The organism is Cupriavidus taiwanensis (genome assembly GCF_900250075.1).
In the GTDB taxonomy this organism is placed as follows: domain Bacteria; phylum Pseudomonadota; class Gammaproteobacteria; order Burkholderiales; family Burkholderiaceae; genus Cupriavidus; species Cupriavidus taiwanensis_C.
This window is the reverse complement of sequence record NZ_LT977071.1, coordinates 93,790-105,754: the sequence shown is the minus strand read 5'-3', so window position 1 is coordinate 105,754 and position 11,965 is coordinate 93,790. Positions and strand designations below refer to the sequence as shown.

Below are 11,965 nucleotides of genomic sequence, written 5' to 3'. Positions count from 1 at the left end.
GGAATGACGGTCGCCATTTTTGCGTAATCGCAAGGAGTAGGGATATGGGTATCTGCGACGGACGCACCGTCATCATCACCGGTGCCGGCGGCGGGCTGGGCCGCGCCTATGCGCTGGCCTTCGGCGCCGAGGGTGCCAACGTGGTCGTCAACGACATCCGGCGCGACGCGGCCGAGGCGGTCTGCGCCGAGATCCGCGCCGCCGGCGGCAGTGCGCTCGCCAGCGATGACGACATCACGCAGCTGGCCACCGCGCAGCGCATCGTCGATGCCGCGGTCGCGGCCTATGGCGAGGTCCACGTGCTGGTCAACAACGCCGGCATCTGCCGCGACCGCATGTTCGTCAGCCTGACCGAGGCGGACTGGGACGAGGTCATGCGCGTGCACCTGCGCGGCCACTTCTGCCTGGCCAACCTGCTGGCGCGGCGCTGGCGCGATGCCGCCAAGGCCGGCCGCGCGGTCGACGCACGCATCATCAACACCAGTTCCGGCGCGGGCCTGCAAGGCTCGGTCGGGCAGTCGAACTACGCCGCCGCCAAGGCTGGCATCGCCGCGCTGACGCTGGTGCAGGCCGCGGAGCTGGGGCGCTACGGCATCACCGCCAATGCGCTGGCGCCGGCTGCTCGCACCGGCATGACCGAAGACGTGTTCGCCGACATGATGAAGGCGCCGGAAGGCGGCTTCGACTACTACGATCCGGCCAACGTCGCGCCGCTGGTGGTGTGGCTGGGCAGCGCGGCGTCCGCGCAGGTCAATGGCCGCATGTTCGAGGCGGCCGGCGGCATGGTGTCGGTGGCAGACGGCTGGCGCACCGGCCCGAAGGCCGACAAGGGCGCGCGCTGGCAACCGGCGGAAGTGGGTGCGGCCGTGGCGGGGCTGCTGGCACAGGCGCAGCCGCCCCAGGCGGTGTACGGCAGCTGAGCGCGACGGCCATGGATTTCTCCAGTTCCGTCGAGTTCGGGGTCGAACACCAGATGGTCCGCGACAGCGCGCGCGACTACCTCGCCGCGCACAGCGATTCGGCGGCGGTGCGGCGCGTGACCGAGGCCGGGCCGGCTCACGACGACGCCCTGTGGCGCGCGCTCGCGGGCGAGCTTGGCTGGTGCGGCATCGCGCTGCCTGAAACCGTGGGCGGCGCCGGCCTGGGCGCGCCCGGCCTGGTGCTGCTGCAGGAGCAGCTGGGCCAGCGCCTGGCCTGCGTGCCGTTCTGGTCGACCGCGTGCGTGGCGGCGCCGTGGCTGCAGGGCAGCGTCGGCCACAGTGGGCCGTGGCTGGAGCGGCTGGCCACGGGCGAGTGCCGCGCCGCGGCGGTGCTGCCGGACGATGGCGGCTGGCACTACGACGGTGTTCCGATCACCGCGCAGGCCGGCGCGGACGGCTTCGTGCTGCGCGGCAGCGCCGCCCAGGTGGCCGATGCCGCCGGGGCCGACTGGCTGCTGGTGCCGGCGCGGCTCGACGATGGCGAGCCCGCATTGTTCGTGCTGGAGCCCGCCGCGCAGGCGCAGGATGCGCGCTTCGCTATCTCGCCGCTGGACACGCTCGACCGCACGCGGCCGCTGGCGTCGCTGCGGTTTGACGGCCTGGCCGTTGCCGCAAGCGCCTGCCTGGCGCGCTGCGACGCCGCCGTCCAGGGCCTGGCCCAGGCGTGGTGGCACGGCAAGCTGATGCTGGCCGCCGAGCAGCTGGGCGCCGCGCAGCAATGCCTGGACCTGACCGTCGCCTATGCAGCGGAGCGCATCCAGTTCGGCCGCGCCATCGGCTCGTTCCAGGCGGTCAAGCACCGCTGCGCGCAGATGATGGTGCTGGTCGAGGCCGCGCGCTCGGCGGTGTATGGCGCGGCGCAGGCGTGGCAGACGGCGGATGTCGCCGACGCGCGGCTCGAGATCTGCGCCGCCGCTGTCGCCGCCGACGACGCGTTGCGCTTCTGTGCGCAGGAAGCCATCCAGCTGCATGGCGGGGTTGGTTTTACCTGGGAGTACGACCCCCAGCTCTATTTCAAGCGCGCGCAGGCCGCCAGCCAGTGGCTGGGCGGTGCCGGCGCCGCGCTTGCCTACATTGCCGCCAACGGCCCGCAGGCATGGAGGACAGCATGAAAACGCATGAAGAGTCGGCATTCCGCGCCGAGGTGGCGCGGTGGCTGGCCGAAAACCTGGCCGGCGAGTTCGAATGCCTGAAACACCGCGGCGGCCCCGGCGACGAAGAAGCCTATCCCGAGCTGCGCAAGGCATGGGAACGGCGCCTGGCCGAGGGCGGCTGGACCGGCCTGGGCTGGCCCCGCGCGCATGGCGGGCGCGAGCTGCCGGTGATGCAGCAGGTGATCTTCCACGAGGAATACGCACGCGCCGGCGGCCCGGGCCGCATGGGGCATATCGGCGAGGGGCTGATCGGCCCGACGCTGATCGCCTTCGGCAACGAGGACCAGAAGGCGCGGCTGCTGCCCGGCATCCGCAACGGCACCACGTTCTGGTGCCAGGGCTATTCGGAGCCCGGCGCGGGCTCGGACCTGGCCAATGTGCGCACGCGCGCGGTGCGCGATGCCGCCAGCGGCGACTGGCTGGTCAGCGGGCAGAAGGTCTGGACCTCGCTCGCGCATGAATCCGACTGGATCTTCGTGCTGGCGCGCTGCGAGCCCGGCTCGCGCGGCAGCAAGGGCCTGATATTCCTGATGCTGCCGCTGGACCAGCCCGGCATCGAGATCCGCCCGATCCGTCAGATGGGCGGGGGTGCGGAGTTCAATGAGGTCTTTTTCGACGGCGCGCGCGCCGCGGCCGCCGACGCGCTGGGCGAGCCCGGCGACGGCTGGCGCATCGCCATGGCGCTGCTCGGCTTCGAGCGCGGCATTTCCACGCTGGGCCAGCAGATGCAGTTCACGCATGAACTGGAATGGGTGGCGCAGGCCGCGCGCGACAACGGCAGCAGCCGCGACGCGCTGGTGCGCCAGCGCATCGCGCGCGCCTGGGCCGGGCTGCGCGTGATGCGCGCCAATGCGCTGCGCATGCTGGCCGGCGCCGCGCAGGCGGGCCAGGACGGCGAGGATGTCGACGTGGCCTTGCAGCGCGAGGCGCTGATCTATAAGTACTACTGGTCCAACTGGCACCGCGACCTGGGCCAGCTTGCGCTCGACGTGCTGGGACCGCTGGCCAACGTGCTCGACACCAACGACGCACGCCGCACCCGCCTGCAGCAGATGGCGCTGTTCTCGCGCGCCGACACCATCTACGCCGGCACCAACGAAATCCAGCTCAACATCATTGCCGAACGCGGCCTTGGCATGCCGCGCGAGGCCCGAGGACAGCCATGACCCTTCACGCAGAAACCCCCACCGCCCCGGCCTATGTGCCGGGTCACCAACTGCTCGCTGGCAGGAGCGTGCTGATCACCGCTGCCGCGGGCGCCGGCATCGGCTTCGCCGCCGCGCGCCGCTGCGCGGAAGAGGGCTGCCGCGCGCTGATGATCTCCGACATCCATCCCAAGCGGCTGGACGAGGCGGTCGAGCGCCTGCGCGCCGAAACCGGGCTGCAGGCCATCCATGGCCAGCTGTGCGATGTGTCCGACGAAACGCAGGTGCGCGCACTGGTGGCCGCGGCGGAAGAGGCACTCGGCGGCACCGACGTGCTGATCAACAACGCCGGCCTGGGCGGCTCGCGCCGCCTAGTTGATATGGACGATGCCGAGTGGTCGCGCGTGATCGATATTTCCCTCACCGGCACCTTCCGCATGACGCGCGCGATGCTGCCGCACATGCAGGCCCGCCGCCGCGGCGCCATCGTCAACAACGCCTCGGTGCTGGGCTGGCGGGCGCAGAAGGAGCAGTCGCACTACGCCGCGGCCAAGGCCGGGGTGATGGCGCTGACGCGCTGCAGCGCGATGGAGGCCGCCGAGTTTGGCGTGCGCATCAACGCGGTGGCGCCGAGCATCGCGCTGCACGACTTCCTGAAGAAGTCGGCGCCGGCGGACCTGCTGCGGCAGCTGAGCGAGCGCGAGGCCTTCGGGCGCGCGGCGGAGGTGTGGGAGGTGGCCAATGTGATGGTGTTTTTGGCTAGTGACTATGCGTCGTACATGACGGGGGAAGTGTTGCCGGTGAGTAGTCAGCGGGCTTGAGGGGCGTCAGACCGAGCCTGTGCTTGCCACCGCCGCTGGCAAAAGCTCCCCTCTCCCGCAAGCGGGAGAGGGGAGCAAACAAGCGGGATGCAGGACTCACCGGTGAAGCTTGCACCGATGAGGAATCGAAGGAAACAGCAATGCCAACAATCTTCCGCTGCGCCGAAGACATCCACGCCGCCGTCGGCCACCACCTCGGCGCCAGCGCCTGGACCCGCATCACCCAGCAACAGGTCGACCAGTTCGCCCATGCCACCGGCGACCACCAGTGGCTGCACGTCGACCCGGAGCGCGCCGCGCAAGGCCCCTACGGCGCCTGCATCGCGCACGGCTACCTGACGCTGGCGCTGGTCAACCAGTTCCTGCCCGAGCTGGTCACCGTCGAGGGCATGAAGTGGGGCGTCAATTACGGCTGCGACAAGGTGCGTTTTCCGGCGCCGGTGCGCGTGGGCGCACGCGTGCGCGGCGTGGGCGAGCTGGTGCGCGCCGAGACCCTGGATGGCGGCGTGCAATCGGTGGTGCGCATGACCGTGGAAATCGAAGGCGAGCCCAAGCCCGCCTGCGTGGCTGAAACCATCAGCCGCTATTACTTCTGAACAGGAACCGAGCATGAAAGACGCAGTCATCGTCGCCGTCGCGCGCACCCCGATCGGCAAGGCCTTCCGCGGCGCCTTCAACGATACCGAAGCCCCGGTGCTGGGCGGCCACGTGGTGCGCGCGGTGGTGGAGCGCGCCGGCGTGGACCCGGCCGAGGTCGACGATGTGCTGATCGGCGCGGCCGCGCAGCAGGGCACCCAGGGCTACAACCTGGGCCGCCTGAGCGCGGTGGCGGCGGGCCTGCCCGACAGCGTGCCGGGCATGACCATGGACCGCATGTGCGGCTCGGGCCTGATGACGATCGCGGCCGGTGCGCGCGCGATTCAGTGCGGCGAGGCCGACATCATCGTCGCCGGCGGCGCGGAGTCGATCTCGCTGACGCAGAACAAGCACAAGAACAGCTATCGGGCCCAGTCCGAAGCGGTGCTGGCGCGCCAGCCGGCGGCCTACATGGCGATGATCGAGACCGCCGAGGTGGTGGCGCGTCGCTACGGCATCAGCCGCGCCGAGCAGGACGCCTACGCCTGGCGCAGCCAGCAGCGCACCGCCGAGGCGCAACGGCGCGGCGCCTTCGATGACGAGATCGTGCCGCTGGAAACGCGCCGCGCGCTGTTCGACAAGACGGGCGCGCTGACCGGTCACGAGACCGTGCGGCTGGCGCAGGACGAATGCAACCGGCCCGACACCACGGCCGCCAGCCTGGAGGCGCTCAAGCCGGTCTGGAGCGGCGGCCAGGCCGTGGCCGCCGGCGAACATATCACCGCCGGCAATGCCTCGCAGCTGTCGGACGGCGCCGCCGCGGTGCTGCTGATGAGCGCCGACGAGGCGCGCCGCCGCGCCCTGCGCCCGCTGGGGCGCTACCGCGGCATGGCGGTGACGGGCTGCGCGCCGGACGAGATGGGCATCGGCCCCGTGTTCGCCGTGCCCAGGCTGCTGGCGCGCCACGGCATGACGGTGGCCGACGTGGGCCTGTGGGAGCTGAACGAAGCCTTTGCCTGCCAGGTGCTGTACTGCCAGCAGAAGCTTGGCATTCCCGATGCGCGGCTGAACGTCAACGGCGGCGCCATTTCGATCGGCCATCCGTTCGGCATGTCGGGCGCGCGCATGACCGCGCACGCGCTGATCGAAGGCCGGCGCCGCGGCGTGCAGCAGGCGGTGGTGACGATGTGCATTGGCGGCGGCATGGGGGCGGCGGCGCTGTTCGACGTCTTGCCGTAGGTAGCCATGCCGCTGGTTTTCTCCCCTCTCCCATTTATGGGAGAGGGGCGGGGGAGAGGGCAGGGAGTCTCCATGAAGTGAGGCGTTGCGATGCTTGCCATGCGCCTGCCCTCTCCCCCAGCCCCTCTCCCGCAAGCGGGAGAGGGGAGCCAAGCACCAGAACCACTCCAAAAAAAACGGAGGAGACATCATGAAACGACTGCTCGGCATCGCCATGTCGCTGGCCGTGCTGGCCACCGCGGTATGGGCCTTCGCGCCGCGTCCGCTGCCGCCGTTCCCTGCCACCGCGCTGCGCCCGGACGGCCTGCAGGTCAACGGCATCGCCCGCGCCGGCGAGCGCCTGGTCGCCGTCGGCGAGCGCGGCAAGATCCTGTTCAGCGACGACCTGGGGCGCAGCTGGCGCCCGGCAACGGTGGACAAGCCGCAAGGCGCCACGCTGACGCAGGTCGCCTTTGCCGACAGCCGCCGCGGCATCGCGGTCGGCCACAGCGGCCAGATCCTGCGCACCGAAGACGGCGGCGCGCACTGGCAGCAGGTCGCGTTCGATCCGGAATCGTCGGATCCGCTGCTGGGCGCGCTGGCGCAGGCCAGCGGGCCGTGGTTCGCGGTGGGCAGCTTCGGCCGTTTCCTGGTTTCCCGCGACCAGGGCCGGCACTGGGAAGAGGCCGGCGGCAAGGCCATGCAGGACCGCCACCTCAACGCCATCGCCGGCGACGGGCAGGGGCGGCTGATGCTGGTCGGCGAGGCCGGGCTGGTGCTGCGCTCGACCGACGGCGGCAGTCAGTGGGAGCCGGTCAAGACCCCTTACGAAGGCTCGCTCTACGGCGTGCTGCCGCTGCGCGACGGCGCCTGGCTGGCCTACGGCATGCGCGGCAACGCCCTGCGCAGCGAAGACTTCGGCACCACCTGGCGCGCGGCGGAGACCGGGCTCAGGACCTCGTTCTTCGGCGGCACCGAGCTTGCCGATGGCCGCATCGTGCTGGCCGGGCAGGGCGGCGTGCTGGTGATGTCCGCCGACGGCGGGCGCCGCTTCACGGTGCTGCCGGCGGGCAGCCCGCAGACCCTGGCGGCGCTGGCCGCCACCGGCAAGGACACGCTGGCGCTCGGCGGCAACGGTGGCCTGGCCGGCGCCACGCTCGCCGCCAATCCCTGAACCCGAACGACCGGACGCGAGAACCATCATGACCCGCCCCCAATCCACCGGCCGCCTGGGCCGTTTCGTCGATGCCTGCGCCGGCGTGCTGATGCGCCGGCGCCGCCTGCTGCTGTTGCTGTGCCTGGCCGTGACCATGGCGCTGGGCTTCTCCGCCACGCGCCTGCGGCTCGATCCAGGCTTCAACAAGATGATCCCGCTGCAGCACCCGTACATGCAGGTGTTCACCAGGTACGCCAGCACCTTCTCCGGTGCCAATACCGTGCTGGTAAGCCTGCGCTGGAAGGGCGACGGCGACATCTACAACGCCGCCTTCATGGACAAGCTGCGCCACGCCACCGATGAAGTCTTCTTCATCCCCGGCGTGGACCGCTCGCGCGTGTTCTCGCTGTTCACGCCCAACGTGCGCTACACCGAGGTCACCGAAGCCGGCTTTCGCGGCGACGTGGTGGTGCCGGGCCGCTTTTCCGGCGCGCCGGACGAGCTCGACAAGGTGCGCCGCAACGTGGCCCGCTCCGGCCAGATCGGCCGGCTGGTCAGCAATGACCTGAAGTCCGCGCTGATCCGCGCGGAACTGCGCGAGACCGACCCGGCCACCGGCAAGACCATCGACTACGGCTCGGTGGCGCGCCAGCTCGAGAAAATCCGTGCGCAGTTCGGCGGCACCGATGTCGAAGTCAATATCGTCGGCTTCGCCAAGCTGGTGGGCGATGTCGAGGCCGGCATCGCCGGCGTGATGGGCTTCTTCGCGCTGGCCTTCGCCGTCACGGCGCTGCTGCTGTGGCTGTACACGCGTTCGCTGCGCATCACCGCGCTGGCGCTGGTGGTGGCGCTGCTGCCGGTGGGCTGGCTGCTGGGGCTGCTGCCGCTGCTGGGCTACGGCATCGACCCGATGTCGATCCTGGTGCCGTTCCTGATCTTCTCGATCGGGGTCTCGCACGCGGTGCAGATGACCAATGCGTGGAAGCAGGAGGTGGCCCAGGGACATGGTCCGCTCGACAGCGCCAGTGCGGCCTTCCGCAAGCTCTTCATCCCGGGCACCGTGGCGCTGCTGACCAATGCGCTGGGCTTCATGGTGATCATGCGCATCGAGATCGATATCGTGCGCGAGCTTGGCATCACCGCCTGCCTGGGCGTGCTGCTGATGATCGTGACCAACAAGGTGTTCCTGCCGATCCTGCTGTCGTACACGCGGCTGGAGCCGTCGGCGCTGGCGCGGGCCACGCGCGCAGCGCACGCAAAGGGACTGGGCAGCCTGTGGCACAAGTTCGGCGCGCTGGCGCGGCCGGCGCCAGCATTGGGCGTGTTCGTCGCGGCGCTGGCGCTGCTGGCCTACGGCGCGATCGAGTCGCGCGACCTGAAGATCGGCGATGTCGGCACCGGCGCGCCCGAGCTGCGCGCGGATTCGCGCTACAACCGCGACAGCGCCAGCATCGTCAGCCAGTACAACATCGGCTCGGATGCGCTCACCGTGGTGGTCGAGCCCACCGGCTTCGACGACGGTTGCCTGCACTACCCGGTGATGAGCGCGGTGGAGCGCTTCGAGATGCATATGCGCGGCGTGTCCGGGGTGCAGTCGGTCGTCAGCGTATCGTCGCTGGCCAAGGTGGTGATCGGCGCCTACAACGAGGGCAATCCGCGCTGGGAGGCGCTGCCGCGCAACAGCGCCGGCCTGAGCCAGGGCGCCAAGGCCTTCGACCCGGACAACGGCATGAATACGCCGAACTGCCAGGCGATCCAGGTGCTGATCTACACCGCCAACCACGAAGGCGCGACCATCGCCCATATCATCCGCGAGATCCGCCGCTTCGAGGCCAGCGACAAGACCCCGAACGTGGCCTTCCGCCTGGCGGGCGGCAATATCGGCGTGATGGCGGCGACCAACGAGGCGGTGGAAGAGGCCGAGGTGGCGATGCTGCTGGCGATCTTCGGCGCGATCACGCTGCTGTGCCTGCTGACCTTCCGCTCGTGGCGCGCGGTGCTGTGCATCATCGTGCCGCTGACGCTGGTGTCGGTGCTGTGCAATGCGCTGATGGCGCGGCTGGGCATCGGGCTGAAGGTGTCGACGCTGCCGGTGATCACGCTGGGCGTGGGTGTCGGCGTGGACTACGGCATCTACCTGTACGAGCGCATCCAGCACCAGATCCGCGAGGAAGGGCAGGCGCTGCCACAGGCCTTTGCCGAGGCCATGCGCCAGCGCGGCTCGGCGGCGCTGTTCACGGCGCTGACGATGTGCATCGGCGTGGGCACGTGGGCCTTCGCCGCGCTCAAGTTCCAGGCCGACATGGGCATCCTGCTGGCGTTCATGTTCCTGGTAAACCTGTTCGGCGCGGTGTCGCTGCTGCCGGCGCTGGCGGCCTGGCTGGGCGTGGAGCAGGAAGAGCGCGCCCGCGCCCGCGGCGCGGCCGCCAGGCCGGCCGCGGCTGCCGGTGGCGCCGAGTCGGGGCCGGTGACGCATGGTCTGAAGTCCGACGCGGCCTGAGCATCGCAACGGAGAGACTGCATGCCCGAGATCCATACCTCCGCCGCGCCGGCTTTCACGGCGCTTCGCATCGGCCCGCTGACGCTGCGCAACCGCTTTATCAAGGCCGGCGCGAATGAAGGCATGACGCCGCATGGCCTGCCGACCCGGGCGCTGGTCGAGCACCATCGCGCCCTGGCCGCGGGCGGCGTAGGCATGACCACGGTGGCCTACGCGGCGGTCGCCGACGACGGGCTGACCTTCGCGCACCAGCTCAGCATGCGCGCGGAGCAGGTGCCGCACCTGCGCGTGCTGACCGACGCGGTCCATCGCGAAGGCGCGGCGGCCTGCCTGCAGATCACGCACGCGGGCTCGTTCACCACCATGCGCCATGGCGGCAGCCGCGCGCCGGGCAGTGCCTCGTCGGGCCTCAATGCCTTCGGCATGATGCATGGCGTGTATTTCCAGCGCGCCATGCGCGCACCGGACATGGAGCGCGTGGCCGGCCAGTTTGCCGCGGCGGCGCGGCTGGCGCGCGAAGCCGGCTTCGACGCGGTCGAAATCCACATGGGGCACGGCTACCTGCTCAACCAGTTCCTGTCGCCGCTGAGCAACCGGCGGCGCGATGCCTTCGGCGGCAGCGTGGAAAAACGGACCCGCTTTCCGGCCGCGGTGCTGCGCCGGGTGAAGGATGCTGTCGGCGCCAACCTTGCGGTGTGCTGCAAGCTCAGCGTCAGCGACGGCGTGCCGGGCGGCAACCGGCCCGACGACTCGGCCCTGACCGCGCGCCTGCTGGAAGCCGAGGGCGCGGACCTGCTGACGCTCAGCGGCGGGCGCAACGTGGAAAGCCCGTGGGCGCTGTTCGGCAGCCCGATGCCGACCGCGCAGATGAAGGCCGCGGCGCCGACGGCGCTGGCGCGCCTGGGCATCACCATGCTGGAAAGGCGCACGCCGCGCGACCTGGCCTTCCGCGAACTGTATTTCCTCGAAGCCTCGCGCGTGGTGCGGCAGGCGGTGCGGATGCCGCTGGCCTATATCGGCGGGGTCAAGTCGCTCGACAACGTGGCGCAGCTGATGGGGGAAGGCTTCGACGCCGTCGCCCTGGCGCGCGCGCTGATCCACGACCCCGCGCTGGTCGCCGGCTGGCGCGCCGGCACGCTGCGGCATTCGGCCTGCGACAGCTGCAATGGCTGCGTCGCGCGCATCTACGATCCCGCCGGCGTCAGCTGCGTGCATGGCCCCGGCAACGACCCGGCGCTGACCCGCATGGTTGCGCTGCAGTAGTCCGATGGGACGATGAGGGCCGGGCCGGACGCCCCTATCTTGAAGGTCCCACGGGATTTCAAGGAGACAGACGCCATGAGCGTTCAAGGCTACAAGATCGAATCGCGCCCGCCCGAGGCCCGCTACGCGCGCGGCTGGCATTGCCTGGGCCTGGCCGACAGCTACCGCGACGGCAAGCCGCACACGCTGGACATCTTCGGCAGGCGCCTGGCGGCATTTGCCGACTCGACCGGCGCCATCCGCGTGATCGACGGCCACTGTCCGCACATGGGCGCCGACCTCAGCACCGGCACCGTGCAGGGCGACAACCTGGTATGCCCGTTCCACGGCTGGCAATGGGGCGGCGACGGCGCCTGCAAGTCCATCCCCTATTGCAAGCGGGTGCCGCCCAAGGCGCGCATCGGCGCCTGGGAGATCTGCGAGCAGAACCGCCTGCTGTTTGTCTGGCACGATCCCGAGGGCCGGCCGGCACCGCCGGAAGTCGCCATCCCGCGTATCGACGCCTGCTTCTCGGACGAGTGGTCCGACTGGGCCATGGACGAGATGGTGATCCGCACCAACTGCCGCGAGCTGGTCGACAACATCTCCGACATGGCGCATTTCGGCGTGGTCCACGGTGCGCCGGTGGACTACTTCGCCAACCTGTTCGAGGGCCACAAGGCCACCCAGCTGATGATCGGGCGCAGCGCCCGGCTCTCCGGCGACGCGCAGCTGACGGCGCTGTCCACGTACTTCGGGCCGGCCTACCACATCACCGACATGAGCGGCCGCATGGGCGACCAGGAGATCCATTCGGTGCTGCTCAACTGCCATGTGCCGATCGACCTGAACAGCTTCGTGCTGCGCTACGGCGTGCTGGTGAAGAAGGTGCCCGGGCTGTCCGACGAACAGAACCGTGCCATGGCGCAAGCCTATGTCGACCAGGCCCGCGCCGCGTTCTACGAGGACGTGGCGATCTGGGACAACAAGATCCGCATCGACAACCCGCTGCTGTGCGAAGGCGACGGGCCGATGTACCAGATGCGCGACTGGTACCAGCAGTTCTATACCGACGTCGAGCAGGTGCGGCCGTCCAGCGTGGCACGGCGCGTGGTCGAGATGAACCCGGGCAATATCGAGCCGCCGGCGCTGCGCCACGTGTTCGAGGACTGA

10 protein-coding genes are annotated in these 11,965 nt (G+C 70.3%); all 10 read left to right on the top strand.

The genetic code is table 11. The features are described from left to right. Positions 1–44: 44 nt before the first annotated feature. On the top strand, positions 45–920 hold the full coding sequence (locus tag CBM2588_RS16910; protein ID WP_115681597.1) for an SDR family oxidoreductase: 876 nt from the start codon (positions 45–47) through the stop codon (positions 918–920). Positions 921–931: 11 nt separating this feature from the next. Then, complete coding sequence (locus CBM2588_RS16905) at positions 932–2,092, top strand: acyl-CoA dehydrogenase family protein (protein ID WP_115681596.1); 1,161 nt, start codon at positions 932–934, stop codon at positions 2,090–2,092. Then, complete coding sequence (locus CBM2588_RS16900) at positions 2,089–3,300, top strand: acyl-CoA dehydrogenase family protein (RefSeq protein WP_115681595.1); 1,212 nt, start codon at positions 2,089–2,091, stop codon at positions 3,298–3,300. The genes CBM2588_RS16905 and CBM2588_RS16900 overlap by 4 nt, the downstream gene beginning before the upstream one ends. Further along, complete coding sequence (locus CBM2588_RS16895; RefSeq protein ID WP_115681594.1) at positions 3,297–4,100, top strand: SDR family oxidoreductase; 804 nt, start codon at positions 3,297–3,299, stop codon at positions 4,098–4,100. The genes CBM2588_RS16900 and CBM2588_RS16895 overlap by 4 nt, the downstream gene beginning before the upstream one ends. A 140-nt stretch (positions 4,101–4,240) precedes the next feature. After that, the gene (locus CBM2588_RS16890) at positions 4,241–4,696 is read left to right on the top strand and encodes a MaoC family dehydratase (protein ID WP_115681593.1); all 456 of its coding nucleotides are present in this window, start codon (positions 4,241–4,243) and stop codon (positions 4,694–4,696) included. A 13-nt stretch (positions 4,697–4,709) separates the two neighbouring features. Next, entirely contained in the window at positions 4,710–5,915 is a 1,206-nt protein-coding gene (locus CBM2588_RS16885) for an acetyl-CoA C-acyltransferase (protein ID WP_115681592.1), read from the top strand. Between the two features lie 190 nt (positions 5,916–6,105). After that, on the top strand, positions 6,106–7,068 hold the full coding sequence (locus tag CBM2588_RS16880; protein ID WP_115681591.1) for a WD40/YVTN/BNR-like repeat-containing protein: 963 nt from the start codon (positions 6,106–6,108) through the stop codon (positions 7,066–7,068). A gap of 28 nt (positions 7,069–7,096) precedes the next feature. Further along, on the top strand, positions 7,097–9,550 hold the full coding sequence (locus CBM2588_RS16875; RefSeq protein WP_115681590.1) for an efflux RND transporter permease subunit: 2,454 nt from the start codon (positions 7,097–7,099) through the stop codon (positions 9,548–9,550). Between the two features lie 21 nt (positions 9,551–9,571). Further along, entirely contained in the window at positions 9,572–10,813 is a 1,242-nt protein-coding gene (locus CBM2588_RS16870; protein WP_115681589.1) for an NADH:flavin oxidoreductase, read from the top strand. A gap of 75 nt (positions 10,814–10,888) precedes the next feature. Next, positions 10,889–11,965, top strand: coding sequence for a Rieske 2Fe-2S domain-containing protein (locus CBM2588_RS16865; protein WP_115681588.1), 1,077 nt, complete (start codon positions 10,889–10,891; stop codon positions 11,963–11,965).